At 36.1% G+C, this 25,709-nt stretch carries 25 protein-coding genes and 1 riboswitch; of the genes, 10 read left to right on the top strand and 15 right to left on the bottom strand.

Features of this window, described 5'->3' with window-relative positions; all coding sequences use genetic code 11:
• Positions 1-78: 78 nt before the first annotated feature.
• On the bottom strand, positions 79-1,221 hold the full coding sequence (locus J8L85_RS12805) for a histidine decarboxylase (protein ID WP_247656654.1): 1,143 nt from the start codon (positions 1,219-1,221) through the stop codon (positions 79-81).
• Between the two features lie 168 nt (positions 1,222-1,389).
• Between J8L85_RS12805 and J8L85_RS12800 the strand changes: the two genes are divergently transcribed.
• Positions 1,390-1,842, top strand: coding sequence for an Lrp/AsnC family transcriptional regulator (locus J8L85_RS12800; RefSeq protein WP_211017775.1), 453 nt, complete (start codon positions 1,390-1,392; stop codon positions 1,840-1,842).
• A gap of 30 nt (positions 1,843-1,872) precedes the next feature.
• Here the strand turns inward: J8L85_RS12800 and J8L85_RS12795 are convergent, their stop codons facing one another.
• The 6 genes from J8L85_RS12795 to J8L85_RS12770 form a co-directional block, all read right to left on the bottom strand.
• Positions 1,873-2,310 (bottom strand): hypothetical protein, encoded by a 438-nt coding sequence (locus J8L85_RS12795; protein WP_211017773.1) that lies wholly within the window; start codon positions 2,308-2,310, stop codon positions 1,873-1,875.
• A gap of 63 nt (positions 2,311-2,373) precedes the next feature.
• A complete protein-coding gene (locus J8L85_RS12790) occupies positions 2,374-2,823 on the bottom strand; it encodes a hypothetical protein (RefSeq protein ID WP_211017771.1) in 450 nt (149 codons plus the stop codon).
• A 160-nt stretch (positions 2,824-2,983) separates the two neighbouring features.
• Positions 2,984-3,628, bottom strand: coding sequence for a hypothetical protein (locus J8L85_RS12785; RefSeq protein WP_211017769.1), 645 nt, complete (start codon positions 3,626-3,628; stop codon positions 2,984-2,986).
• Between the two features lie 110 nt (positions 3,629-3,738).
• Positions 3,739-4,395, bottom strand: a complete 657-nt coding sequence (locus J8L85_RS12780; protein WP_211017768.1) for a DUF2441 domain-containing protein — start codon at positions 4,393-4,395, stop codon at positions 3,739-3,741.
• A 285-nt stretch (positions 4,396-4,680) separates the two neighbouring features.
• Positions 4,681-5,076, bottom strand: coding sequence for a hypothetical protein (locus J8L85_RS12775; protein WP_211017767.1), 396 nt, complete (start codon positions 5,074-5,076; stop codon positions 4,681-4,683).
• Positions 5,077-5,365: 289 nt separating this feature from the next.
• Positions 5,366-6,214, bottom strand: coding sequence for a LysR family transcriptional regulator (locus J8L85_RS12770; RefSeq protein WP_211017766.1), 849 nt, complete (start codon positions 6,212-6,214; stop codon positions 5,366-5,368).
• A gap of 122 nt (positions 6,215-6,336) precedes the next feature.
• On the opposite strand from J8L85_RS12770, the gene J8L85_RS12765 reads away from it, so the two are divergent.
• Positions 6,337-7,068 (top strand): SDR family oxidoreductase, encoded by a 732-nt coding sequence (locus tag J8L85_RS12765; RefSeq protein ID WP_211017765.1) that lies wholly within the window; start codon positions 6,337-6,339, stop codon positions 7,066-7,068.
• 165 nt (positions 7,069-7,233) lie between these two features.
• Here J8L85_RS12765 and J8L85_RS12760 read toward each other — a convergent pair whose 3' ends face one another.
• A complete protein-coding gene (locus J8L85_RS12760; RefSeq protein WP_247656653.1) occupies positions 7,234-7,668 on the bottom strand; it encodes a helix-turn-helix domain-containing protein in 435 nt (144 codons plus the stop codon).
• Between the two features lie 135 nt (positions 7,669-7,803).
• Here J8L85_RS12760 and J8L85_RS12755 point away from each other — a divergent pair, with 135 nt between their 5' ends.
• A complete protein-coding gene (locus tag J8L85_RS12755; protein ID WP_211017764.1) occupies positions 7,804-8,820 on the top strand; it encodes an aldehyde reductase in 1,017 nt (338 codons plus the stop codon).
• A gap of 90 nt (positions 8,821-8,910) precedes the next feature.
• On the opposite strand, the gene J8L85_RS12750 is transcribed toward J8L85_RS12755, so the two are convergent.
• Together J8L85_RS12750 and J8L85_RS12745 are read right to left on the bottom strand one after the other, a co-directional pair.
• On the bottom strand, positions 8,911-9,984 hold the full coding sequence (locus J8L85_RS12750) for a family 16 glycoside hydrolase (protein WP_211017763.1): 1,074 nt from the start codon (positions 9,982-9,984) through the stop codon (positions 8,911-8,913).
• Between the two features lie 59 nt (positions 9,985-10,043).
• A complete protein-coding gene (locus tag J8L85_RS12745) occupies positions 10,044-10,919 on the bottom strand; it encodes an AraC family transcriptional regulator (RefSeq protein WP_247656652.1) in 876 nt (291 codons plus the stop codon).
• Between the two features lie 76 nt (positions 10,920-10,995).
• Here J8L85_RS12745 and J8L85_RS12740 point away from each other — a divergent pair, with 76 nt between their 5' ends.
• Entirely contained in the window at positions 10,996-11,211 is a 216-nt protein-coding gene (locus J8L85_RS12740) for a hypothetical protein (protein ID WP_211017762.1), read from the top strand.
• Between the two features lie 74 nt (positions 11,212-11,285).
• Here J8L85_RS12740 and J8L85_RS12735 read toward each other — a convergent pair whose 3' ends face one another.
• Both J8L85_RS12735 and J8L85_RS12730 read right to left on the bottom strand, forming a co-directional pair.
• Positions 11,286-11,948 carry a hypothetical protein gene (locus J8L85_RS12735; protein ID WP_211017761.1) on the bottom strand — a complete coding sequence of 221 codons (663 nt, stop codon included), beginning with the start codon at positions 11,946-11,948 and terminating at the stop codon, positions 11,286-11,288.
• Between the two features lie 61 nt (positions 11,949-12,009).
• Positions 12,010-12,447 carry a hypothetical protein gene (locus tag J8L85_RS12730; RefSeq protein WP_211017760.1) on the bottom strand — a complete coding sequence of 146 codons (438 nt, stop codon included), beginning with the start codon at positions 12,445-12,447 and terminating at the stop codon, positions 12,010-12,012.
• Between the two features lie 236 nt (positions 12,448-12,683).
• Positions 12,684-12,792: riboswitch (TPP riboswitch) on the top strand.
• 52 nt (positions 12,793-12,844) lie between these two features.
• On the opposite strand from J8L85_RS12730, the gene pnuC reads away from it, so the two are divergent.
• Positions 12,845-13,444, top strand: a complete 600-nt coding sequence (gene pnuC, locus J8L85_RS12725; protein WP_211017759.1) for a nicotinamide riboside transporter PnuC — start codon at positions 12,845-12,847, stop codon at positions 13,442-13,444.
• Entirely contained in the window at positions 13,431-14,432 is a 1,002-nt protein-coding gene (locus tag J8L85_RS12720; protein ID WP_247656651.1) for an acyl-CoA dehydrogenase, read from the top strand. The genes pnuC and J8L85_RS12720 overlap by 14 nt, the downstream gene beginning before the upstream one ends.
• A gap of 96 nt (positions 14,433-14,528) precedes the next feature.
• Here the strand turns inward: J8L85_RS12720 and J8L85_RS12715 are convergent, their stop codons facing one another.
• From J8L85_RS12715 to J8L85_RS12705, 3 genes are all read right to left on the bottom strand, one after another.
• Positions 14,529-15,743 (bottom strand): hypothetical protein, encoded by a 1,215-nt coding sequence (locus tag J8L85_RS12715; protein ID WP_211017757.1) that lies wholly within the window; start codon positions 15,741-15,743, stop codon positions 14,529-14,531.
• A 120-nt stretch (positions 15,744-15,863) separates the two neighbouring features.
• A complete protein-coding gene (locus J8L85_RS12710) occupies positions 15,864-16,691 on the bottom strand; it encodes a LytTR family DNA-binding domain-containing protein (protein ID WP_211017756.1) in 828 nt (275 codons plus the stop codon).
• A 263-nt stretch (positions 16,692-16,954) separates the two neighbouring features.
• Entirely contained in the window at positions 16,955-17,602 is a 648-nt protein-coding gene (locus J8L85_RS12705) for an RNA polymerase sigma-70 factor (protein ID WP_211017754.1), read from the bottom strand.
• A gap of 117 nt (positions 17,603-17,719) precedes the next feature.
• On the opposite strand from J8L85_RS12705, the gene J8L85_RS12700 reads away from it, so the two are divergent.
• The 4 genes from J8L85_RS12700 (at position 17,720) to J8L85_RS12685 (ending at position 25,699) form a co-directional block, all read left to right on the top strand.
• Complete coding sequence (locus J8L85_RS12700; RefSeq protein ID WP_211017752.1) at positions 17,720-18,877, top strand: FecR family protein; 1,158 nt, start codon at positions 17,720-17,722, stop codon at positions 18,875-18,877.
• A 213-nt stretch (positions 18,878-19,090) separates the two neighbouring features.
• Entirely contained in the window at positions 19,091-22,378 is a 3,288-nt protein-coding gene (locus tag J8L85_RS12695) for a TonB-dependent receptor (protein WP_211017750.1), read from the top strand.
• A 19-nt stretch (positions 22,379-22,397) separates the two neighbouring features.
• Positions 22,398-23,849 (top strand): RagB/SusD family nutrient uptake outer membrane protein, encoded by a 1,452-nt coding sequence (locus J8L85_RS12690; protein WP_211017748.1) that lies wholly within the window; start codon positions 22,398-22,400, stop codon positions 23,847-23,849.
• A gap of 164 nt (positions 23,850-24,013) precedes the next feature.
• A complete protein-coding gene (locus J8L85_RS12685; protein ID WP_211017747.1) occupies positions 24,014-25,699 on the top strand; it encodes an FAD-dependent oxidoreductase in 1,686 nt (561 codons plus the stop codon).
• The last annotated feature ends 10 nt before the right edge of the window (positions 25,700-25,709 follow it).

The raw sequence follows: 25,709 nt of genomic DNA, 5'->3' as shown, positions 1-25,709 counted from the left end.
AATCAAAATTGTTGTATGCCTTATAAATAGGACTTTGACAACATTTATTGATTCCCTTATTTTTATAGTACCATAGATCTACGCCATAAGCTCGTATGCTTGTTCGTTCGCATTAAGGGCCTCATTTTTTTCTGTGGTTATATCTTTAATAAACTCGTCAATTTGCTGTTTGGTAACGTTCGGCATACATATTACATGGGTAATATCTTCGGTGGCCAATTGCCATTTCTTTTTAATGGGATCCGATACCTTGGGCAGCACCACGGTAATAGCCCCTGGGTTGGTCCATGCGTTGATGCCTATTTTAATCAATTCGTTTTTACAATATTCCGCTATTTCCAAGCTATAGCGGTAGCGTTCCTCAAGTCCTTTGATACCCATTTTTTTAATCGCGTACCATAAGAAAAGGGGACTATGGCCATTTCTAGATCCCGTAATGGTAGTGTCTAAAGAACCGATATAAGAAATACCCCTGGCGATCCTGTCCCTTAAAGAGCGTTTTGCGATAATAACTCCGGAGGGGAAGGGGGAACCGATAAACTTATGGCCACTTATGGAAATACTATCGGCACCATCCGCAAAATCAAAAGGAATACGGGGTTCTATAAAAGCACCGTAAGAACCTGCCAAAGCGGCATCGCAGTGAATATAGTGATTTTGAATGGCGAGTTTTTTCAGTATTCTTTTCACCTTCGAAACATCGTCCTTTGCCTCGGTCATGGTCGTACCGAACGTGGTAAGAACAATGGCCGGCTTGTCCCTGTTCAACAACAAAGTGTTCTCTAGGTCCTCATAATCCAGTTCACCGTTCTCTTGGGCCCTAATGGTTATGCTGGGCAAGTTCAATAAATGAATGTTCTTTCGTACGCTGTAATGTGTAGATTCTGAAAAATAGACCATAGCGTTCGAAAAAGATTCCCGGGCCAAATAAAGACCGTAAAGGTTACTTTCAGAACCGCCATTGGTTACATAGCCCCAATAGTCGGTCGGATCCGCCCTATATAATTTCGCAAAGAAATCAACGACCTCTCTTTCCATCTCATGTGTCTGTACTTTATAGGTGCTATCCTCATAGGGGTCTCCAACGTTGTTTAACGGGTGTTTTAAAAATTCGTACAATCTTGAATAATCAAAATCCTTTGCTACCGGGTAACCAATAACTCTATCTTTTTCTTGAATTATACTGGTTAACAGCTCATCTATCTGTTGTTCGTTATTCATAATCATTGTAATTTATGTAGGTATTTTAATACTGTAAAATTACAATTTGTAATAAAATAATACTTTTATTTGTAATAATTTAGAATATAAAACTATTATATTGATTTATGTGGTTTTTTAAAATTGTTCGAGGGTTGAATGGGTACAACAACAGAAAAATAATCTAGTATGGATACGATAGATCATAAAATATTGATGCAATTGCAAGAAAATGCAAAGCAGAATACCAAAGAAATAGCCGGTAAGGTAGGGCTTAGTGTAACCCCTACGTATGAAAGAATTAAAAAATTGGAACAGCAAGAGGTCATTAAATCATATGTCGCTTTGTTGGACAGGACCAAAATAGGCAAAGAACTGATCGCGTATTGCCAGGTTACCTTGGTAAAACAACAAAAGAAAATGGCCGACAACTTTAAAAGAGAAATACTGTTATTGCCGGATATTATGGAGTGCCATCAGGTGTCGGGTAATTTTGATTACCTACTAAAGGTAGCCGTGGACGACATTGCCGAATTTCACGATCTTTTAAACGAGAAACTGTCCAATATCAATGGCATTGCCACCATACACACCTCGTTCGTGTTAGATTCGGTAAAAGATAGTACGGCCTATAGTCTATAATAGTATCGGGGCGGTTGTGCCTAGCGTTTTCTAATTATCGGTATTGCCTACCTTTTGATATTTATAGCTACAGCCTTCGATACAAATGGGGCCGCTGGTGGGGGTAAGAATAAAATAATCGGAGAATAGCTCTAAACGATATGTAATATAACTATCCTCGTTGTTGGCGGGTGTTTCAAACTCGTCGCAGGTATATTCTAGAAACAAGGTGTTTTCCTCTATCCAAAAATTTCCGGTGTCACATTCGGTAAATCTGTTCGAGGAAAATGTTCCGTCCATATAAAATTCAATCGCTTCCCCATTGTCCACATCTACCCAATATTGGGGACCGCCCGCACTAATGTACGCCTCGTTATGTATCCATTTGCCTTGTAGTAATGATGCAGTGGGCGAGATGGGGTTATCCGTTTCTTTGTCGCAGGCAATGAGCAATAGCAAAAATGGGAATATATAAGAAACGATTTTCATAATCAGGGTCGGTTTAGCCATTAGATGTAGATAATGGACAATGGTTGCTTTTGTTGGCAACTGTTATGGATAGATCGGTTCAAATTTAAGGGCGTTTAACGGCACCTCATATTCCCCTGTTTTGCCGTGTTGTTTTTTACGATAGATAATGCGTTCGTCTTTGGTAAGTTCGGTCACCTCAAAGCTTCCTCCGTGGATTTGGGAGAAATGGGCCATGGCATTCTTTCCAAAATCTATTAGCAACAATTTTAGTTCAACATCATCGTCGCGTTTAATGGTTTCGTTAGTGAAACTTTCGTTGGCATAGACTTCAAAAACGATGCTATCGCCCCCGTTCAAATACCAGAAATTTCCCGTGAACCAATCATCGAATTTAAAGGAATTGTCGCGTAGGGCAAGTTGGTATCTTAGGTACCAATGGTCAGCTTTTATAGGTAGCTCTGATGGATGAAAGGCATCTACAAATAGCAAGTGCAAGGATGCTTTTTGGCTATGTATGGGAATGTTTTGCATTACGGATAGGGGAGAAGAGGTAGTATTTTTTATATGAACAGGAAACTGGCAACTAGTTTTGGTTAGATCTTGGTATTTCAGTTTATATTTTTTTAATTGCCAAATCCTTTAAATGTAGTACTTTTCGCTCTATTTGTCATAGATGTTTTTTTGTGTAATTTTATTCAACGTTTTCAATTTGTTTAGATTCAACCAAGCTTTTTAGTGCTTTAATTGAGTTATTTTCAGTTTCTAATATTTTTAGAATTTTGCTTTCAGGGTAATTAATATCTCTTAGTAATTCAACTATCTTTTTTGTTTTATCAATTCTTAGAATATCATTTTGAATTTCTTTTCGGTCGTTGTCAAGTTTATTAGATCTTCTGTTTTCAAAAAAGTCAATTATTCTTAGGATTAAGTCTTTTATATGACCAATTGCTGCCCCAAAACCACCTATATCAGCAAATCCAGGAGATGCATAATTAATCCTTATTATTTGTAATTCGTTTTTTATTAAAAACTTCAATCTTAAAGAGTCATTATTGTTATATATGCTAGTTTCAGTTTTATCTCTAATCATCATTGTTGAATCTGACTGCATAAAGTTCTGTTCTAGATAAGTAATAATTAATGAGGTTTTTGTCGGATTAGATTGAAAAGAACTTTCGAAATCTTCCATAGAATTAATTTCCTCACTAAGTATATAAAGCTCATAAATATTTTGAATTGCAGTAAGGAAATTGATAAAATCAACGTTTGACCATTTTTGATTTAAACTTATTCTTAAATGATTTCTTACTGAAGCTTTTCTTTCTAAGATTACCATATTATTTTCGATTATTATCTAAATGTATACAACGTTTATGTACGGGTAGTGGGCCCTATTCGTGACCAAGCTCTGGGCCATTACCTGCAATATTTATTAGATGCTGGTTTTTAAATTAATTCAATTTTTTCGTATTCATTAATTATCTTGAATTTCCCCTCATATAGTATTTCCAAATGAGGATTAGAAGATTTTATGCCTTTCCAATAATCAGTTGCTAAAGTTTTCCATTCCTGAATACTGAATAATTCCGTTGTTATGTATTCTGCATCAGCAACGTGTTTTTTTCCCATAGTTGATAACTCAATTTCTATTATTCTCTTTTTTGGGTGATTTTTAAAAGTATCCCACCAACTCTCAATTGTGTCAGTCGTGCATAACCATATGCATTTTTTTCTTGATGGAAGTAAAGGGTTAATTTCAAGTCTTGTTTGTTCAAAAACATCTTCTCTAATTAACTTTAAATGTTGATAATGTGATTTATATAAATCATTTGACAAACCTTCATATTCAATTAGTAAATCTTGAACTTTATAGAATAGGTCTTCATAGTTTTTAGACTCATAATCTATATTATCCATCCATTCCACGTCTAGAGTTTCCCCAGCTCTTTTAATTAATCTTTTGCCTTGGAAATTAAATTTTGAAATATTGTCAATTCCATTGAGAATGTCTTTGTAAAAATTATTAAAGTCTGTTTTTTCAGAATCTCCTTTTCTCCATTCCTTTCGAATGCCGTTTAATATCTGAATATGAAAATATCGCATTAATTTTGGGTTGTATGTCAACTTGCACCTAACAACTGTATATGCATGCCATTATACATATACACCTCTTTATTCGGTTGTAAAACAATAGGTTAACATATCCGAATACAAGGCAATATAAAAATTTATATACTATTTTTTTACAGAAAAGCGTACTACAGAAAAAGCCCAAAGAATCTGTTTTACAGAATCAATGGGCCTAAAATAATATGGTCTCGGATCAAGGAAGGATCTGTTGTTTTTAACCTCGATGCTTTGTTGTAGTGCGTTTTTTTAACGCTATTATTATCGTTTAAATCCGCCCATAGACACTCGTCCTTTCAATTTATGCTTATTGAAATTAAGTTGCTTTTTGGAGTCGTTATTTTTAAAAAAGAATAAGGCTGCAATTGGGAATAATAGAAAACTCCAACTTATCGGATTACTCCAGAAAATTATTTTTAAAATGATTGATATTACTGCAACAATTCCTATTATAATCAGCCGGTTTACGATTATTTCTCCTAAACTATATCCCTCGGCTCTTATATTGTCCACGTGATATTTATTTATTTTATCACATTTTTTACATTTCAAATCAAATTCATCACCAAATTCCTTTGCATAATTAACTCGGTCTTCGGCATAGTTTGGCACTTTGTTTTCTTCCCGACAATCTTTACATTTTACAATTAATTTCATTTGGTTTGGGATTAAATTATTTGCGTATTTTATCAAACGTTAATTAGTTGGATTGATTGTAAATTCAATTTAAATTCTCCAATAAGTTTTCTTTTTCTCAAATGCACTACAACGGTTGATGTATGGTGTGTATCCCGAAGGGTATTGACAACCTTGGTGAAAAGTACTTTTTAATACTTGTTCTGAACTTCTACAAAGTGTAAAGAAAATTTCACGTCCTAATTGTATTTGCTCATCCCAACCAGATTTCAAAATCGCAGGTGCGATAAATTGATATAGCAAGCTTTTATTATTTAAAAAAAGCATTTATATTCTTAGAAAAGTAATCTATCAATTCAGAAATTTTCGAATTTTCTAAGCTTTTTGGAGCATAGGATAAGCCTATTTCTCTAAAATTTACAGGGCCATCATGTTTTTTCACTTTAAATCCCGTCCAGTCACTAACAAAAAATTCAGGTAAAAAAGTAATACCAAGTCCGGAAATTAGTAGCGTTAAAACCTCGTTTTTACTTTGGCAATTGGCAACAGCATTCCATTTTAAACCTGAATTATTTAAGATAGATAGACTTTGTTGGTGGGCTTCACAAGGAGGGCAATGAATAAACGGTTCGCCATTTAAATCTTTAATTTTAATACTATCTTTTTTAGACAATGGATTGTTTTCGGGAACACACAGTACATAATTCTCTTTAAGTATAGGTAAAAATAGATGTTCTTCAAATTTCCATTCTCTAATTAATAAGTTTATGTCGCATTCATGTCCAATGGGTCTAACGTCCCATTCTATTGGGCCTAATACTTCTGATGCTTTTTTAAAAAATTCACTTTTAAGATATTGCGGTAGACTGTCGGCTATGCCAATAATTATTTTAGGTTTAAAATTTTCATCTTTAAACATTTCAGGAATAGCATTTAATTCACCTAATAATCGTTTTGCTACCGGGTATAAATAATGTGCATCTTCTTTAATTTCTACCCCTCTTTTGTTTCTTACAAATAGCTGTTTTCCAAGTGCTTCTTCTAGTTGTTTTAATCCGTTAGAAATGTTCGGTTGTGAGACAAAACACTTTTCAGCGGCTCTTGTTAAATTTTTTTCTTCGTAAACAGCAACAAAAAATTTTAGTAATCGCCCATCCATAAGTAAAAGTTATAATAGGTATTTAATATTGGTATTTTAAGAATGTAAATGTACAATATACCTTTGCCATGTCTTTGAAACATAGGGTATAATTATCATTAAAAATTTAAATATCTATTATAATGAAAACTAATAATAAGTTAGTTGTAATTACAGGAGCAAGTTCTGGTTTTGGTTTGGAAATGGCTAAAGAGTTTTCAAAAAGTGGTTATCCGCTACTTTTATTGGCACGTAGAATTGAAAAAATGCAATCTTTAAATTTACCAAATGTTATTTGTAAAAAAGTTGATGTAACTGACAAAGAACAATTTGAAACTGCAGTACGTGATGCCGAAGCTATTTATGGCAAAACGGATTTACTGGTTAATAATGCGGGTGTAATGCTTTTAGGTAATATTGCCAGTCAAGATACTAAGGAATGGAAAACTATGTTAGATGTTAACGTTATGGGGGTCATGAATGGTATGCAAGTGGTTATGAATGATATGAAAGAACGTAAAAGCGGAACTATAATAAATGTATCTTCTATTGCAGGTTTACAACCATTTGAAAATCATGCTGCTTATTGTGCTAGTAAATTTGGTGTTACAGGATTAACTAGGGTGGCTCGTGGTGAGATGTCCCCTTTTAATGTTAGGGTGTTATCAATAATGCCAGGAGCAGTTCAAACAGAACTGTTAAGCCATACTACAGACCAGAATATAATTGATGGTTATAAAGATTGGCAAAATGCTGTTGGGGCAGTAAATATTACAGCAAATGATGTAGCAAAAACAATTAAGTATGCCTATGAATTACCACAATCAGTTTCTTTGCGAGAAATTATCATTACCGATACCATGCAAGATTCGTAAAAGTACTTTATTGATAAAAATTACTACAGATTAATTCTGAAAGAGAGTACTTATTAATTAAAAATCATTCTACCTTATGATAGAATGATTTTTTTTATGGTTTTATGCTCCGTATAGGAGGTTTATATCAATAGCTGTCGTGGTAATAAAAGGCTTGCGCAAGGGTTACCGGTGTTCTAGCCAGTTATTTTTCTTGTAATTTTCTACTATAACTTTAATAAACTTTTCTTTGTTACTTCTTATCATATCTAGCTGTTCTCCTGCATATAGATCTGAATGAAATTCCCGTAGATGATTATCGCTCCAAATTGATAGTTCTACAATCAATGGTGCTAGTGCAAGTCCCCTTTCGGTTAAGGTATATATGTTTGTTTTTTTGTTTTCAGGAAGTTTTCCCTTCATTATAATTTTAAATTCTTCGAGCATTTTTAATCTCGATGACAAGATATTTGTTGCGATAGCTTCTTCGCTCTCAATAAAATCTTTAAACGTTTTTTTCTCTTCGGTCAACATTTGTTTGATAATTACTAAAGACCATTTGTCTCCAATAATATCAATAGCACTGGTAATTGGGCAGTTGCATCTAAATTTATGTTCCATTTTAAATGTAGTATAACCTTAATACGATTCTGTAAAAATACGTTTTTATTGTTTATTACTTGCAAAATAAAAGTAATAAGTTATCTTTGCTTGCAATTTGCAAGTAATATTTTGATGTAAATAAGATATAATAAAATGAAAAAAGTATTGGTAACGGGCGTTTCAGGATATGTTGGTCTGCACGCAGCAGTGGAACTGTTGAAAAATGGTTATGCAGTTAAAGGTTCAGTTAGAAACTTATCTAAAACAGGGCAATTAACAAGGGCAATAAAAAAAGAAGTTGAACCTAATGGTAATTTAGAGTTTTGCGAACTTAACCTTTTAAAAGATGAAGGTTGGATGGAAGCAATGCAAGATTGTGATTATGTTCTACATATTGCTTCGCCTTATGTAGCAAGTGAACCCAAAGATGAAAATGAGCTAATAAAACCTGCTATTGAAGGTACACAACGAGCTTTAAAATTTGCTAAAAGTACTGGTGTGAAACGCGTAGTTTTAACTTCTTCTATAGTAGCTATGTTCGGTGATGCAAATAAGTCGTTGAATATAGATCAAGATACATGGACTAATCCGAATGCTAAAAATATGTCCGCCTATGTAAAAAGTAAGACCCTTGCAGAAAAGAGTGCCTGGGATTTTATTGAAACTCAAAAAGGTGATAATAAGTTGGAATTGGTCGTTATTAATCCAGGTCCGATTTGGGGCCCGACCTTGTCAGATAAACTCTCTGGTGAATCAATGAATATTGTTAAAGACATGATATCTGGTAAAATGCCAATGCTTGCCAAAGTGCGTATTAATATGTCAGATGTAAGGGATATTGCCAGTATTCACGTGAAGGCTTTAGAAAATGAGAAAGCTAATGGACAACGATTTGTTGTGGCGACCGAAAATCCATATTCATTTAAAGAAATGGCCCAAATTCTAAAATCAAATGGAAATGAAAAAGTTAGTACACTCGAAGGTCCAAATTTCCTGCTAAAATTCATGTCTAAGTTTAACAGTGATTTAAAAGGTATGAAGCCTTTTATCGGAAACACTTATAATGCAGATGTAAGCAAAACAAAGGAAGTGTTTGATTGGAAGCCTATTTCCTTTCAGAAATCTATTTTAGACACGGCTCAATCAGTAAAGCAACGATTAGATCAATAGTTAATTTACAATTATCACTCGAATTTCAATCAAAATTCGAGTGATTCTTTAATTGGCTACAACGGTTCCTTTTGTTGTAAAGCGTATTTTTTATTCCAATTTGGCAATTAACCCCCAACCGTTTGCCTTATCCATAACAACACAATGAATTTTGTTTACTCCTTTTTTGAGGGGCAGGTATAATTTATTGGTATTGATATCAATATGTCCCATGTATTGAATTCCTTTTGCCCTAAAGGCATTATTGCCCTTAAAAATTGCTTTTCCGTTTAAATAGACTATTATTCTGTCACTATAATCAAATGAGAAAAGTTTTGTTTCGTCATTATCGGAATGTACCGTAGTTGATGCTACGATATAATCTTCCCCATTCTGTTCGAAGTTGCCGGAAGATGACTTTTTTATGTATTTGGAAATAGGCAAAAGACCTGTCGCCTCGGTTGCAACGGTAATGTATTCTTCCTTTAAAAAATTTTCATAGTGTATCTCTTCTGCCTTGTAGGGTTTTGATTCCGTTATTTCCCATTTTGTAATAATTGCAGGGTCAACAGGGGCAATGCTGTCTTTTTTGGTACTTTCTACGGCTTCTTTGGGTGTAAACCTAAAGTTGGAGAACCGATTTGGGAACAAGGCAAAAAGCCCAATTTCGCCCGTATTATGGGCTGTTCTTAGTTGGTCAATTGTCATGACTTTTTTATCGTTTACAAAAACCTCGGCACTTTGGTTGTTTACTTCTATTCGTAAGCTGTTCCAGCCTGTTTCCTTAAATGAGACCCTTGCTTGTTGCTCCCTATATAATTGCCAATTCGATTCATTGTTAAATATGGGCGTATACTGAACGGCATCAACTTGGTTCGATTTATGCATTCGCATATATACTTCTTCCATATCGTTATTTTGCCTTCTAAAGGTAATACCGGCAAAACTTCTAATTGTGTTTGCATATACGTCCACTTCAATAGTACCGTTTGCAAATTTTTGATCTTTAACCGTAATCCTTCCCCCGTTTAATACCAAGGTTTCCCTATTGTCAAATTTTTCGAACGTAGCTTCTTCTGAAACATTCCAATTCGAGGCGACCATGGCTACTTTTATTTCAGCGTTTTGGGCAATAGCCATTTGAAAACCCAACCAAGCAATGATAGAAGCAATTAATTTTGTCATGACTTACATTTTTTGTTTTTGACAAAAATCAGGTTTAATAGCCTAATCGCCGTATCACTTTACTGATAATTACTATCATTTTGGTAATTTTTTCTGTAGTCGGTAGGATTGATATTTTCCATTTTCATAAAAAATCGTGTCAAGTTATTTGGCTCACTAAAATTTAGGTCATGGGCAATTTCCGATATGGTTTTATCGGAATAGCGGAGTTCCGTTTTTATCTCAAGCAATAACCTATTGCTGATAATTTCCTTTGTTGTCTTTGTTGTATGTTCTTTGACCATCGTATTTAGTTGATGGCGTGTTACTTTTAGCAATTCGCAATACTCTTTGACCGTATGCGCGCTACGAATTTTCTGTTCGAGTAGTTCTTTGAATTTATAGATTTTTGAATTCGATTGCGTGTTCGATGAAATGTTATAGCATTTTGAATACAACCGATTGAGCTTTGACAAAGAAAAATACAATAGCGAGCGCAAGATATGGGGACTATCATTTTGATAATTTTTTATCTCGGCGATAATTTCGTTCAGCGCCAAACTTATAATGGTGTAATCCTCTTTTCCGAGTTGCAAAAATTGTGGGTGTTGCGAATTGTAAAAATACTGTAGCCGGTAGGTGAACAGTTTGTCCCCAAAAAAGTCGGATAAAAAATCACTCTGAAATACAAGATGAAAACCCTTAATGCCGGATAGGTCGATCATACAGCTTTTTTTTTGGAAGGGGGAAATAAAAAAAAAGCTATTCTCCTTGATCTCCAACAATTGCCCGTTCAATTCTATGCTTCCATTCGCCTTTTCAAAAATCATAATCTCAAAAAAATCGGTGGTCTGTGGATTGGGGTCAAAGAAGACATTTGGATTACCCTCAAACTTGTGTAAATCCATTAGCAACTCGAAGCCGTACTTTGTTTTTTCAAAAATGAATTTTCGCAAAATTGATTTTTTATGTTACTAGTGTTTCATATGCTATACAACGGCCAGACGGCTATGGCGAGTTGCGTGGTATGCCGTGCATAACGTAGCAATAAAAGCCTTTGGACATTATTTATTGGTACCCGTAGATGGGTATGGTGCCGCCATTTCTGTTTCCTTTTTTTATTGTTTAAAGATAACAAAATCCGGTAGGGCATACGATGCAACCAAGGTTTCGGTGTTGTCTAGATCAATAGAAGGTGAATCGAATAAAAAAGCCCAAAGAATCTGTTTTATAGAATCAATGGCCTAGAAAAGTATGGTCTCGGATCAAGGAAGAATCTGTTTGTTTTTTACCTTAAGTCTTTGTTTTGGACAGTTTTATATTTAATAATGGTACATGTCCAATTCATCAAAGTCTTTTATTTTAGAGAGTTTTAGCAGCTTTTCTATTTCAATCGTATTCCAGGTTTCCTTAAAAATTTCATCACCGCCTTCCGCATTCTCATTGGTGTTCTCTTTGGTCAATTTCTTTTTTGTTAAGAAGTTGATGCTGGTTTCTTTAGTTATGATCGGTCCACGATTGCTACTGGAATCGTATCCGATCAATTCAAAATTTTCATTTTGATAGCGGAAGGTGTAAGTCCAATAGCCATACCTGCCGTGTGCATAGTGGATGTATAATTTTTCGTCTCTAATTTCTATTGACAATTCGGGTGGAAAATAAACCCCGCCATCCTCATTTTCAGGTGAAAAACAGTCGTAATTTTTATCGGCAAGCCTATACCTGTCTTTGCTTTTAAACAATACAATTATTCCCCGTCTATTTCTGTCGACCATTTTGTCGAACCGATTTTTAACCACATTATTCGTGTCCGTTTTCTTGATTAGTAGCACACAATCCTCCTGTCCATCGTTATTCAGATCTCCAAAATAGGTTTCAAACTCTATATATCCTTTCGGAATAAAGTCCTTTGGTTTGCTCTCCTGTGCCCTACCACCAAGAATTATCAGGAATAAAACGGGTAGTGTTTTTAAAAACTTGCTCATGGGGCTACTAATTTGCTGTAGTTGGTTTTATTCGTGTATAGTAATCCTATTGCCATCGGTGTTATTCGTTTTGAATTAAATCCTGCACTTTTTTAATTCCGCAACCAAGTACAAAAATACGGGTCCGCCAGTCTTGCGGACCACCATAGGGAATTTTGTCGGTCCAATATTCAACTCCGCGTTTATTGAGTTCCGATAAAATTTTTTCAACTTTCCCTTCCGATGTGTACATTCCAATATAATTCCGATTGGCATGCTCATCGGCTTTTATTTTTTTCAAGGCGTAGGCTACAGCTTTCTTTTCGGTCGCGAAATATTTTAAGGGCTGTTTGGCCCCTCGTTCGGTATAAAACCATTGAAAACGCTTGCCGTTTTTTTCGAGTCCATAGCCTTCGTAAATAGCATTTCCATTAATGCTATACCCGTGCATGGGGTAGCAGTTATCCTTTAGCCACTTTTCCAGTTCCGAAATGGTTTCTATGTCCGTTTCCGTTTTCAAATCGTCTTTCGTTTCATATTCCCCAGTATGCAGGTCTATGTAATGGCGACGACTAATGTAATGGATTTTTTGGTGTTTGCGAAAGTGGATAGGTCAACTAGGATAGATGCTTGTTTCTGTGGGGTTTGTATAAAGGCCAATAATCCGGGGGAAGGACCAAAGAGGTTCCTTCTTTAATTTAACCTTTTGTTGTCCATCAAATAATCCATGAAATCAACAACTATTTCCTATATTTACGCCATACATTGGGGTGCCCTTTTAACAGGGCTGAGATCATACCCGGAAGTGGACCACTTCGCACCTGATCCAGGTAATGCTGGCGTAGGGAAATTGGTAGGGCATTCGCCCTAGATTCCATTTTTGGTACCCCATAATAGTGATGGACAACCAAATGCAAATGGAATTCTTTTTATCATTGATCGTATTACAATGGATCGGCACCGCCTTTGGCGTGGCCCAAGTACTTTTGGCACGGCAGAACAATGTGCACAATTACCTTTTTGGCATTATTTCCATATTGATCGGTATCTATGTGATGTATAGTTCGCAGCTATATGCCGATATTTTGCTCAACCTATACTATTTGGTCATGAGTATCTACGGATGGGTCTATTGGAAATTGGGTAAAAAAGGAGAGGAAACACCCATTTCATATTCTAATAAAAGAGAGCATGGCATTGCTTTGGGCATTGTTCTTGCCTGTTTTGTGCTAATGGCCTATTGGCTTGGGCAGCACACCGATTCTGATGTGCCTTATTGGGATGCCGTGGCCTGTTCCTTTGCATGGGCCGGTATGTGGCAGATGGCAAAAAGAAAGATCGAATGTTGGGTGTATCTGAATATCAGCAACTTTATCTCTATACCCTTGTTGATCTATAAAGGCTTGTTCATTTATGCAGGACTGACCACCTTTTTGTTCATGGTGGCTATCTCTGGCTATATCAAATGGAAAAAAATAATTGCAGAAGAAAATGACGGTATCTATGAAAGAGTTTAACGAATTCGATTTTGGACAGGCGGAATTCTCCCCAAGGGTATTGGATCGCATTGCCCAAGAAAATTTATGGAACCTGTGGGTGCCCAAGTCTTATGGCGGACTCGAAATGGCATTACCCGATGGATTAAGAAAATTGAGGGAACTGGCGAAGATCGATGGTAGCTTGGGGTGGACCGTAACCCTGTGTAGCGGTGCCAATTTTTTTATCGGAAATCTACAAAAACCCGTGGCCGATGAAATTTTTAAAGATCAGGAGAAGCCCATATGTTTTGGGGGAAGCGGTGGTGTTTTTGGTGTTGCGGAAAGGGTAGGGGATGGTTATGTGTTATCGGGTACATGGAAATATGCTACCGGAGCCCCATTTCTGACCCATTTTACCTTAAATGCCAAGATACGGGAGAATGGCAAAGATATATTACAGGCAGACGGCTCTCCGTTGATACGCTCGTTTGTAATAAAAAAGGAAGAGGTGAGGATCATTAAGGATTGGAATACCGTGGGATTAAAGGCCACGGCTACAGACTCTTTTGAGGTTGCCTCTAAATGGGTGCATGCCAAATACAGCTTTGTATACCATGATGTACACCAACCCCATGCTATATTCAAAATACCCTTTGGCCCATTTGCCGACTTAACGCTTTGGGTTAATTATATTGGAATGGCAGACCATTTTTTAGAAGAGGCGAAAGAGCTGATAGGCTCAGTTGAAAAGTTGGAAAGCCTTCAAAAGGCCATTGAAAATGCCGATGCCGCAGTCATAGATTTTGCGGATCGCATGCACAAGAAGGTTGCCGGGGGCGATAGGGTTCCTGAAGCATGGATCGGCGATATACACCAAAAGGCGACAGCTTCGGTGCAATCGCTTGCGCGGGCCATAATAGAAATTTTTCCCGGTTTGGGGATCCGTGCGGCCAGTGAGGGCCATTGTATCAACTTGGTGTTCAGAGATTTTTTTACCGCTACGCAGCACCATATTTTTAGAAAATAGTATCAATAAAAAAGCTCAAAGAATCTGATTTTTTAATCTTTAAGCATAGAACCCAGGTCTTAATGTCTCTTCACGGCTATAGTTTATTGCAGGCTGTTACTTTTCGTCGGGTTGAATCCAATCCGAATTTCGAACAAAAAATATGTATTGTGCATAGTCCGTGGTAGATGTCCCTTCTAAAATGTCATAAGCATCCCAAACAGTTATCAGTTTTTTTACTTTAGTTCCCCTGGTCGAATTTAAATAAGGTGAACCTTGGGCATCTAACTTGATCAAACTTATGGTCTTGGGGTCTGTTACCCTTTTATAGTCGGCTATGCCTTGTATATACATAAATAGTCTATTGTCTTGTGAGTAGTTTAGTCTTGTAAATTCTTTCCCTTTGTCTTGCATAAACTTAGGTAATGCCCTGCTGTCTACAGTTAATTTAGAATCGACATACAAGCTGTTTAGACTCACCATTCTATCTTTATAGCGTAATGTTGTGTCTTTCTTTATGCGTCCGGCAAAAGTGTAGTTGTAGGCCTGTAGCGTATGAGAAAACCCTAATCCCCCATAGATATTCTTATTTTTCCATTGATTTTGTTCGTGCATCCTTTTGAAGTTTTGGTGCATAAATTTGTCTCTGCTTCTGGTTTGTGTGTAATTAGAAAGGTTGAACTCGATATTTGACAGTAAATCAATAGTGTTCTTGTTTAATCTTATTTTTTCTTTTTGTATAATATTGGTTAGGTTGCTTATAGACCATGAAATTAAGGAGTCGTTTTCGCTCTGAATCTCTTTATGATATTTTTCAGGCAGTTTTTCTTTCAACAATTTTCTAACTAGATCAAAGTCCGCAATTCTATCGATACCAACAAGTTCAAATTTTGAATTTTCAGGAAGTAGTTTATAATATGCTCTCATTTTTTCCCATTTATTTCTGTATTGCTTAGAAACGGTACCTATAAAAACAGGCCATTTTTTTAATATATTTTTGAGCTCAAGATTATTTGAGCCTTTTAAATATTCATGGAGGTAATAGGCTTGGGCCATATCCATTTCTGCCAAATAAACGTCTATTTTTATTTTTTCGTTAAGTTGGGTAAATAGTGCAAAATCAATTCTGGGCGAAGTTTCAACTTCGTGCACTTCACCCAATAAAAAAAGTTTGTTCTGATAAAAATTATTATCTAATGAATTGAACCAAAGTGTATCTTTCATTTTAACCACCTCGGTATGCTCTTTTAAATAGTTTACATATTTACTTGATGAGCAACTTGTAAAAAATACAATAGAAACCACTAATATAAAGAGTGTACGGATATTCATTTTTTTTTGCTTTTTTTAAGATCTCTACAAATAGAATCCAAAAAAATAAAAGCAAAAAAAAAGTGTGATTAATTTGAAATATTTGGTTTAAAATTGAAGTGTTTGGGATTATTTTGAAGGCTATTGGGACGAATTTGAAAGCCTTTTATGCAAAGCTTCGTAATACACTTGAGAGATAGGAATGGTTTCTTCAGTTGCAGAAATTCTAATAAAACGTTTTCTGGCGTTTCCTTCTAGAGATTTAAGATAATCCAGATTAACCAAGTAAGAGCGATGTACTTGCCATGCCTTGGGTAATTGTTTCATAATATTCGATAAGGTATTACGAAAGGTTTTTTGTTGAATCCCTATTTCGGTTTTATAATAAACATCCACATAATTTTGTTGCGCTTTCGCAAAAACAAAATCCGACTCGAAAATTTTTAAAGTTTCAGATTTGTTGTTTCCGTTAATAGTAATGGTTTTGTTTTTTTCGATGTTCTTTTCATCGTACATCGGAACTTCTATTAAACCATATTTAGAACGTAGGTACAACCAAAAAGGGACTATAATAGGTATGAACGGAAATCCGAAAGATTTTATAAAACCCCATATCAAATCGAAAGTAAACGATGTTCGACCACTTATTATAAAGAAATGATAAAAAAAGGCAAAGAGAAATATAATAAAGAGTGTTGAGATGATATAAAAAACCTCATTTAGTATGAACCAACGTTTTGTTTGACTTTTGTAAAAGTAATTTTCTATCGGATGAACAAGTAGTATGGGGATTGTTATGCAAAGCGCGTAACCTGAAAGAATCACATATTTATAAGAAAAACTATTGCTATTATCAAAAGGTTCTAAGGTAATTAACAAGAGTGGAAGTAATACACCTAACAATAACGCAGTCCAAAAAGTGTGTTTCCAATTTTTGGTATATGCGATGGTCTTATTCAATGAAATCATTTATTTCTTTTTCGATTATCCTGATAATTATGATGAATGGTTTAGCTATGCGCAGTGTAGATTTGAAATGTAAATTCATAAATCCATACTGAACGGGTTAAATTGTGATTTTAAATTTAATAAACAAAATATTCTAATTGACGATTTTTAAGTGGAAGAGTAAGAAACTTTGATGTATCACTAAATCTGGTAGTTTTGTTTATTGCTTTTGTAGGCTTCCCACTTCTAGTGTAAGTTTTCCCTAGTTAGAACTATCTATTTTTCTAAAACTTCATTAAAGTTATTGTTTCCAATTCTTTTGTAACCATTGCCTGTGGGGCCGTCTTTAATTTTCTTATACTATCACCAATAAGAAGAAACAATATTGTTTCGTATTTCTCGCCTAATTTATCTTTTAAAATTTTAAATGCCTTGGTTATTTGGGCCTCTACGGTTTTAATGGATATATTTAGATAATTGGCTATTTCATTATTTGTGAGTCCTTCCTTTTTACTAAGTACAAATACTTTTTTGCATTTTGGAGGCAATTTTTGAATTTCCTTGTTCACAATAGCCATCATTTTGTGCATACTGGCGTCATCTGTCTCAACAGCTACCTCATAAGCATATTCGATGTGCTTTTTATGTAATAACGTAACGGCCTTGTTTTGCTGGTATAGATTTAAGAATTCGTTATAAACACATTTGTAAAGAAAGTTGCGGATAGAAAATTCCGGATTAAGTTTCTTTCTGGATTTCCATGTTTTTAAAAATACATTTTGAACAATGTCTTGTGCCGAAGATTGATCATTGGTTAACGTTATTGCGTAGGCATCCAATTGTTTATGATATTTTTCTAAAAGAAACATATACGCTTTTTCTTCCCCCGAAATGAGTCTTTCTATCAACTTCCTGTTTTCTTCGTTATTCATGAAATGTGGTTATTTGACAAATTAACGGCAAAAAATATGTGATTATGAAAAAAATATCAAAAAAAAGTTAGGGTATTGTAAATTTCGCTTGTATTAATTAGAAAGGAGAAAAATTCGATGGGTTTAAAAAAAATAGAAAATGCTATAGTAAAGTATTTTTCCCAGTCAGCCGATATCAACGATTTGGATATGTTGAACAATTGGCTTGCGGAAGAAAAAAACCATGAGATTTTTAAGTCATATGTTCAAACCCATTTCGCGATTAACGTAGCCATGAACGATTCAAAAATAGATAAAGTAAGGGATGAACTTTTAAAGGAAATTCACAATGAGAAAAAAGCGGCCCATAAAACCATACTGTTAAATGTCTTTAAGTACGCCGCCATAGCCATAGTATTTTTAGGATTGGGCTTTTTAGTGAACGATAATTTGTTTACCGAAAAAACGAGCAATGTGGTGAGCCCTAGGGAAGATGTAATTACATTGGAGCTTGGCAATGGACAGAAACAGGTTATAAGGGAAGATGATTCTATGACCATTGTGGATGCCGATGGCAATGTAGTTGGAAATAAGGACGATAGTAAGATAATTTATGATTCACATGCCGATCCAACTCCAGAATATAACACATTGAGCATTCCAAAAGGAAAAAGATTTGGTGTAGTGCTGTCCGATGGTACCAAAGTGCATCTTAATGCAGGTAGTTCTATTACGTACCCTACCTTTTTTCAAAAAAACAAGCCACGAAAAGTAATATTAAAAGGAGAAGCCTTTTTTGAGGTTAGTAAAAATGTAAACCAACAGTTTGTCGTAAATGTTCAAGATTTAGATGTAAAGGTCTATGGTACTAAGTTCAATGTTTCCAATTATACCGAGGATCGTGAAACGAAAGTAGTATTGGTGGAAGGGTCTGTAAGCCTATCAAATTTAATGGAAGTAGGTGCTGACAAAGAATTTTATTTAAAACCTGGGTATTTGGGGGTTTTTGATAAAGAGGAAGGTGCGATCGCCGATAAGAAAGTAAATACCGATATATATACGTCTTGGATGAACGGGAATCTCATTTTTAGGGATGAATCATTTAAAAACATCATTAAAAAGTTAGAGCGGCATTATAATGTGGTAATCATTAATAATAATAGAGAGCTCGATACCGAAAAATTTAATGCCACTGTAGAGATGGAGCATGAAACAATAGAACAGGTATTCAAATATTTTAACAAGGTATATAAGATAGAATATCAAATTGTAGAGAACAAAATAATAATTAACTAAACCATAATCATATGAAATAAGACCGATCGATCACATCTGGTCGTTTTTAAATTTTGTTATATCAAAATAAAAAAATCGGAAAATGCTGTAACATTTCCCGATTTATAAGAATGACCACACTTAAAGCGTAATCACAAATTAACACTCAAAATTATGAAAAAACCACCAATGTCGTCGGGTTGTCTTCCTTGGCGCTTAAATTATTACTTAAAAATGAAGTTATCACTTCTTTTTTTTCTTGCAATAAGTTTCCTTATGCAAGCCAGCTCTTATTCTCAAAAGACGAAGATTTCAATTGAAAAAGAGAATTCTACCGTTAGGGAGGTTATAGATGAAATAGAAAGTCTAAGTGAATTCAGATTTTTTTTCAATACAAAATCTGTCGATTTACAAAGAAGGGTGACCATTAAATTGCAAAATGCACCTATTAATAGGGTTTTAGATTTTTTGTTCAGGGATGTAAATACATCGTATGAGATTACAGACCGTAAAATACTCTTGAAAAAAGATGTAGAGGCTAATAACCAGAAAAATGAAACATTGAATGTTGGGATGTACCAACAAACAGTTTCTGGAACTGTTGTCGATACTGACGGGGCACCGTTGCCAGGCGCAAATGTAATTGTGAAAGGTACCACAAATGGTGTTACCGTAGATTTTGACGGAAATTTTTCTATAACTACATCAGATGAGAATGCCGTTTTAATTATATCGTATTTGGGCTTTGCCACTAAAGAGGTCTCGCTGCAAGGGCGTACCAATATTAATGTTGTATTGGAAGAAAGCGCAGCAGGTTTGGAAGAAGTTGTTGTAGTGGGGTACGGAACCATGAAAAAGGCCGATTTGACAGGGTCGGTTTCTCAAGTTAAAACCGAAACATTAGAATCGGTTCCCGTATACAATATGGCTCAGGCACTTAAGGTTGGGGCTTCTGGGGTTAGGGTTTCTCAAAATTCAGGTACACCGGGTTCTAGAATAGAGGTGCGAATCAGAGGAGGAAATTCTATGATCGGTAATAATCAGCCATTGTATGTGGTGGACGGGTTTCCGGTAACTAGTGGTATCGATTATCTAAATCCTGCGGATATTGAATCGGTTGATATTTTAAAAGATGCCTCCGCTACCGCAATTTATGGATCTCGTGGTGCAAACGGTGTCGTAATTATAACCTCTAAAAGGGGTAAGAAAGATCAAGAAAGTAAAGTGGAGATCAATACCTTTTTTGGTATGCAACAAGCCATAAATGAATATGATGTGCTTAATGCCAAAGAATATGCGACTATAGCCAATGAATGGCTTAAAAACGAAGGTTTGGAGCCATATTTTAATATTTCTGAAATAGAAAATCCAGGAACAGATTGGTTGGGTGCTATTTTTAGAACCGCACCGGTTCAAAACCATACGGTAACTTTTTCTGGAAGTTCTGAAAAAGGAAGGTATTCTATTTCTGGTAATTATTATGATCAGGATGGTATCATTGAAAATTCTGGTGTGACCAGGGGTTCTGTTAGGGTCAATTTAGATCAAGAATTAAAAAGTTGGTTAAAAATGGGTGTTAACATACAGTTGTCTAGAAATGAGACAAATACTGTTAATGTAGACAATGGATACCGTGGTACATCAATGCTTTCTGCGGCTGCCTCTGCGCCTCCTACACTTCCATTATATGATGAAGAAGGCCTACCTACACAAATAGGACAGGTGTATAATTTTGGGTCGGCCGATATGAGAAATCCATTATTATCCACCCTTAATAAAAACTTAAGTTTTTCTAATAGTGCCTTGGCAAATGCAACTTTCGATTTTCAGATAACCCCGAGTCTTTCTTTTAAGACTTTATTAGGGTTGCAATATCGAAACTTACGTAGCGAGCAGTTTAATCCGATCGTATATGAAAACGATAGGGGGTCGGCCCAAGAAGGAAATAACTACTTTAATTCTTTTCTTACCGAAAATATCCTGACTTACTCTAAAACCTTCAATGAAAAACATAGTTTAAACGTAATAGGAGGGGCAACGTATCAAACACAAATGAACCGTTATTCCGGAATTTATGTGAGTGGCTTTTCCAATAATATTACGGAGAACTTTAATTTGGCCGCGGCCGAGACTGTTGGTAATCCTTGGTCGGGTTATTTTGACTGGACATTGGCTTCTTTTCTTTCTAGGGTAAACTACTCGTATGACGGAAAATATATGGTTACGGCCAGTATCAGGGCTGATGGCTCATCTAGATTCGGGGCAGATAATAAATGGGGATATTTTCCTTCAGCAGCTTTGGCATGGCGTGTTTCAGATGAGAACTTTCTTAAAAACAGCGCTACCATTTCTAACCTGAAATTAAGGGCAAGTTATGGTATTACGGGTAACACGGCACTTAGTCCTTATCAATCACTGGATAGATTGAATACTACAAAATATATTTTTGGTAACCAGACGGATGTTATCGGTTTTTATCCTGCCGGTATCTCCAATAGCGAATTGAAATGGGAAACTACAGGACAGTTGGATGTTGGATTTGACCTTAACCTATTTAATAATCGATTGAGGTTTGTTTTTGATTACTACAAAAAGAATACGAAAGACTTACTTGCTTCGGTACCGCTTCCTTCAAGTGTCGGGTTTGGCTCAATTCTTACAAATCTTGGAGAAATACAAAATTCAGGAGTTGAATTTAGTGTAGATGCCGATATACTAAGAAACGATTTTAAATGGGATATCTCAGCTCAAATTTCTGCCAATAGAAATAAGGTAATAGAGCTTGCCGGTGACAGCGATATTTTTGGCGCGGCCCAAAGTGCAGTTTGGCCAAGTGCAAATATTGCACGTGAAGGAGAGCCTTTAGGAGTCTTTTATGGACTTCTGGAAGATGGTTTAGATGAAGACGGTTTTATTAAATATAAAGATGTAAGCGGACCCGATGGAGTTCCAGATGGGTTGATAAACACGCAAGACCGTGTGATTTTGGGTAGTTATCATCCAGATTTCATCTATGGATTAACATCTAATTTCAGTTACAAGGGGATTGAATTAAATGTAATGTTGGAGGGTGTACAAGGAAATGAATTGTTTAATGCGACCAATGGAACACATTTAAATTCTTTTCAACGAGGTAACAATCAGTTTAGGGATATAATTGGAAATTATTGGACAGCGGAGAATCCTGACCCTAATGCCAAATACCCAAAAATAAGTAGTGCAACCCAAATAACGGTTTCCGATAGATTTATAGAAGATGCCAGTTATCTGCGTGTAAAATCAATGAGATTGGCCTATAATTTTCCTGTTTCCGATATAGGTCTAAACGGATTTGATATGCTCCAGTTATACATTAGCGGTACCAATCTGTTCACTTTCACAAAATACTCGGGTATCGATCCAGAGGCCAACACAAGAGGAACAGATTCTAGTAATATTGGAGATCGATTGCGATTTGGTCACGATCAAAGCAGTTATCCTAGTGCCAAGATCTATGCCATGGGCCTAAAATTTAGATTTTAATTTATAAAGACATAACATTATGAAAAATATAGTTTTAGGATTAATAATAATCATATGTTTCTCTGCTTGTGATAAAACATTGGAGGAAGTTCCCAAGGATTTTGTTTCCAAGTCTAACTTCTATAATAACGAGGAAGATGCACAAGCCGCTATAGTCGGTGTATATGCTGGTATGCAAAGCGACTTTTTTGGTATGAACCATTATTTAATGACAGAGCTGCACGGAGATTTTCTTTTCGGAAGAGGGTCGCAAGCCCCGATCACTATTTGGGACCAGATATTAGACCAGACAAGTATTGGTAGGTGTGCCTCAAATTGGTCATCTTTATATGCTACGATCAATAGAGCCAATGCCATTTTAGATAATGTGCCAGGTATAGATGATATAGATGCAGACGCGAAAGAAAAGATTTTGGCCGAAGCACACTTTTTACGGGCCTTAAGTTATTTTGAATTGGTTCGTGGTTGGGGTGCTGTACCGATCAAGACACAAGAAAGTGTAGACTTGAGTTCTATAGAAGCCCCAAGGGAACCCGAAAGTAAGGTGTACGAATTGATTATTGCCGATGCCTTGACTGCAGAAAGTGGTCTTGGCGAAGTAGAAGGACAAACGGGTAGAGCCTCTAAATGGGCTGCAAAAATGCTATTGGCCCATGTTTATTTAACCTTGGAAAATTGGGAAGCGGCAGCTGACAAAGCCGATGATGTAATCGTTAACGGCCCATATAGCTTAGTTGAAGTTGAAGCCTCAGATGATTTTTATAAGATTTTTGCTGTGGACACCAGTACCGAAGATATTATGTCGGTGCATCATTCTGAAACAAAAACTTCCGGTATTCCAACATATATACACAGAGGACAGGCATTACCATACAATTATTCGTCTTCTGGTTTCTTTGCATGGCTTCCTGATACCAATTCATTTATTGGTGATAGTTGGGACGATAATGATTTGCGAAAGGATTTTAATTTATATACGCAGTATCAGAATGCAGAAGGGGAGTGGGTGCCTTTACCTGAAACGGTACCAATGCTCTTTAAAAAGTTTATTTCCAACACTTCTGGGCAAAATGTTTATAGTGTACCTATCTATAGGTTTACAGAAGCATATTTATTTTACGCAGAAGCGGCCAGTAAAGCCAATGGTGGTCCAACGGCACTTGCCTTGGAGCGTTTGAACATGATAAAGAGAAGAGCTTATGGATATGATCCGAATACGGCATCTCCGGTGGATTATTCTTCTGGAATGGGCGCTGCTGATTTTGAAAATACCGTATTGCAAGAGCGAGGATATGAGTTTTTGTTAGAGCGTAGACGTTGGTTCGATCTAAAACGTACAGGAAAAGTTAAAGAAGCTTTTGCCGCTGCAGGAAAAACCGTAATAGATGAACGTCTCTTATGGCCAATACCCGAAGATGAAATAAATAATAACCCGGCTGTAAATCAGTCTGATCAGAATCCTGGGTATTAATATAGATGGTGCATAGGAATACAGGCCTGTTAAAAGGCCTGTATTTTTCTAATGTCTACATATCTGAACTATAAGTTGTAATCATAGGTTTTAAGAAAAATTACTACTTGTATTCTTGTTTAGAATAAAACAACAACTAGGTATTAATGATAAAACAATAGGAAATGAAAAAATTATTAGGGGTTATTGCCCTCATATTGATGTTTCAGGGTATACATGCCCAAAAAAAGAAATATGATATAGTTGTTTACGGAGGTACTTCGGCAGGAGTAGCAGCAGCTATTCAATCCAGTAGAATGGGCAAGTCGGTAGTATTGATTGAGCCTACCAACAGATTGGGCGGCCTGACCACAGGAGGATTGGGCCAAACGGATATAGGTAACAAACAGGCCATTGGAGGTATTTCCAGGGAATTTTATACCAATATCAAAACATATTATGATGAAGAAAGCAACTGGAAATGGGAACGGAAATCCGATTATAAAGATGGAGGCCAATCCCGTACGGAAGAAGGAGAACCTACCATGTGGACTTTTGAGCCTTCTGCGGCATTATCCGTTTATCATGACATGATAGAAAAAGAGAAGGTCAAAGTAATATATAACGAGCGGTTAAATAGAGATTCGGGCGTAGAGAAGGTGAACGGAAAGATTGCTTCGATTACCATGGAAAGTGGAAAGAGATTTATAGGTAAAGTGTTTCTTGATGCAACGTATGAAGGTGATTTAATGGCCACTGCAGGAGTAAGTTATACGGTGGGTCGTGAAGGTAATGCGGAATACGGAGAAACCCTAAACGGCGTTCAACCGAACAACTATAACGTGTCTCTGACCCATTTGATTTCTATAAATGCAGCTAACCACAATTTTATACCAAGGGTAGATCCCTACATAGTTAAAGGGGACCCAGAGAGCGGTCTTTTGCCCAATGTTAATGAAAAACCTGGTGTTGAGGGGGAAGGAGACAATAAAATTCAGGCTTATTGTTTTAGGATGTGTTTGACCGATCATCCGGACAATCGCATTCCATTCAAAAAACCTGCAAATTATAATGAGCAGGATTATGAACTTCTTTTTAGAAATTATGAAGCTCGCAAAGGGTCTGTACGTGATATGTACTATAAAGGAGGTCCGTTGTTGCCATTGATAAATTCCAGTATGCCAAATCGCAAGACCGATTCGAATAATAGATTTGGGTTTTCAACTGATTTTATAGGAAAAAACTATAACTATCCAGAAGCATCATATGCCGAGAGGGAAAAAATAATCGAAGACCACCGTAACTACCAAATGGGCTTAATGTGGACTTTGGCCAATCACCCAAGGATTCCGAAGGAAGTGCGCGATGAGGCTTCAAAATGGGGCACTACAAAAGATGAATTTGAAAGAGAAGATGGTTGGCAACAACAATTATATGTTCGTGAAGCCAGGCGTATGATCAGCGATTATGTTATGACACAGCAAAATTGTGAGGGGCTCGAAGTAGCCGAGGACGTTATTGGCTTGGCCGCATATACTATGGACTCGCACAATGTGCAACGTTATGTAGATGCCAATGGTTATGTTCAAAATGAGGGTAATGTAGAAGCCCACGGTTTTGACCCATATCCAATAAGTTATAAGTCTTTGGTGCCCAAAAAGGAAGAGTGCGAAAACTTGATAGTTCCGGTTTGTCTTAGTTCTACCCACATTGCGTTTGGATCGATACGAATGGAACCGGTATTTATGGTTTTAGGGGAGTCTGCGGCAACCGCAGCTTCTTTGGCAATTGATTCTGAAAAATCGGTTCAAGACATTTCTTATGAAAATTTAAGGTCCATTTTATTGAAAAATGGTCAACGTCTTGAGTAATTCTAGAAAG

The organism is Maribacter sp. MMG018 (genome assembly GCF_018100785.1).
Classification (GTDB): Bacteria; Bacteroidota; Bacteroidia; order Flavobacteriales; family Flavobacteriaceae; genus Maribacter.
The sequence above is the reverse complement of the archived record's forward strand: the minus strand, read 5'-3'. Positions and strand labels throughout refer to the sequence as shown.

Coding starts and splice junctions, on each gene's coding strand:
- J8L85_RS12715 (WP_211017757.1), bottom strand. CDS start 15,743: ATGAATATCCGTACACTCTTTATATTAGTGGTTTCTATTGTATTTTTT.
- J8L85_RS12705 (WP_211017754.1), bottom strand. CDS start 17,602: ATGAATAACGAAGAAAACAGGAAGTTGATAGAAAGACTCATTTCGGGG.
- J8L85_RS12710 (WP_211017756.1), bottom strand. CDS start 16,691: ATGATTTCATTGAATAAGACCATCGCATATACCAAAAATTGGAAACAC.
- J8L85_RS12735 (WP_211017761.1), bottom strand. CDS start 11,948: ATGAGCAAGTTTTTAAAAACACTACCCGTTTTATTCCTGATAATTCTT.
- J8L85_RS12690 (WP_211017748.1), top strand. CDS start 22,398: ATGAAAAATATAGTTTTAGGATTAATAATAATCATATGTTTCTCTGCT.
- J8L85_RS12790 (WP_211017771.1), bottom strand. CDS start 2,823: ATGCAAAACATTCCCATACATAGCCAAAAAGCATCCTTGCACTTGCTA.
- J8L85_RS12775 (WP_211017767.1), bottom strand. CDS start 5,076: ATGAAATTAATTGTAAAATGTAAAGATTGTCGGGAAGAAAACAAAGTG.
- J8L85_RS12765 (WP_211017765.1), top strand. CDS start 6,337: ATGAAAACTAATAATAAGTTAGTTGTAATTACAGGAGCAAGTTCTGGT.
- J8L85_RS12700 (WP_211017752.1), top strand. CDS start 17,720: ATGGGTTTAAAAAAAATAGAAAATGCTATAGTAAAGTATTTTTCCCAG.
- J8L85_RS12750 (WP_211017763.1), bottom strand. CDS start 9,984: ATGACAAAATTAATTGCTTCTATCATTGCTTGGTTGGGTTTTCAAATG.
- J8L85_RS12760 (WP_247656653.1), bottom strand. CDS start 7,668: ATGGAACATAAATTTAGATGCAACTGCCCAATTACCAGTGCTATTGAT.
- J8L85_RS12720 (WP_247656651.1), top strand. CDS start 13,431: ATGAAAGAGTTTAACGAATTCGATTTTGGACAGGCGGAATTCTCCCCA.
- J8L85_RS12695 (WP_211017750.1), top strand. CDS start 19,091: ATGAAGTTATCACTTCTTTTTTTTCTTGCAATAAGTTTCCTTATGCAA.
- J8L85_RS12800 (WP_211017775.1), top strand. CDS start 1,390: ATGGATACGATAGATCATAAAATATTGATGCAATTGCAAGAAAATGCA.
- J8L85_RS12795 (WP_211017773.1), bottom strand. CDS start 2,310: ATGAAAATCGTTTCTTATATATTCCCATTTTTGCTATTGCTCATTGCC.
- J8L85_RS12805 (WP_247656654.1), bottom strand. CDS start 1,221: ATGAATAACGAACAACAGATAGATGAGCTGTTAACCAGTATAATTCAA.
- pnuC (WP_211017759.1), top strand. CDS start 12,845: ATGGAATTCTTTTTATCATTGATCGTATTACAATGGATCGGCACCGCC.
- J8L85_RS12780 (WP_211017768.1), bottom strand. CDS start 4,395: ATGCGATATTTTCATATTCAGATATTAAACGGCATTCGAAAGGAATGG.
- J8L85_RS12785 (WP_211017769.1), bottom strand. CDS start 3,628: ATGGTAATCTTAGAAAGAAAAGCTTCAGTAAGAAATCATTTAAGAATA.
- J8L85_RS12770 (WP_211017766.1), bottom strand. CDS start 6,214: ATGGATGGGCGATTACTAAAATTTTTTGTTGCTGTTTACGAAGAAAAA.
- J8L85_RS12685 (WP_211017747.1), top strand. CDS start 24,014: ATGAAAAAATTATTAGGGGTTATTGCCCTCATATTGATGTTTCAGGGT.
- J8L85_RS12755 (WP_211017764.1), top strand. CDS start 7,804: ATGAAAAAAGTATTGGTAACGGGCGTTTCAGGATATGTTGGTCTGCAC.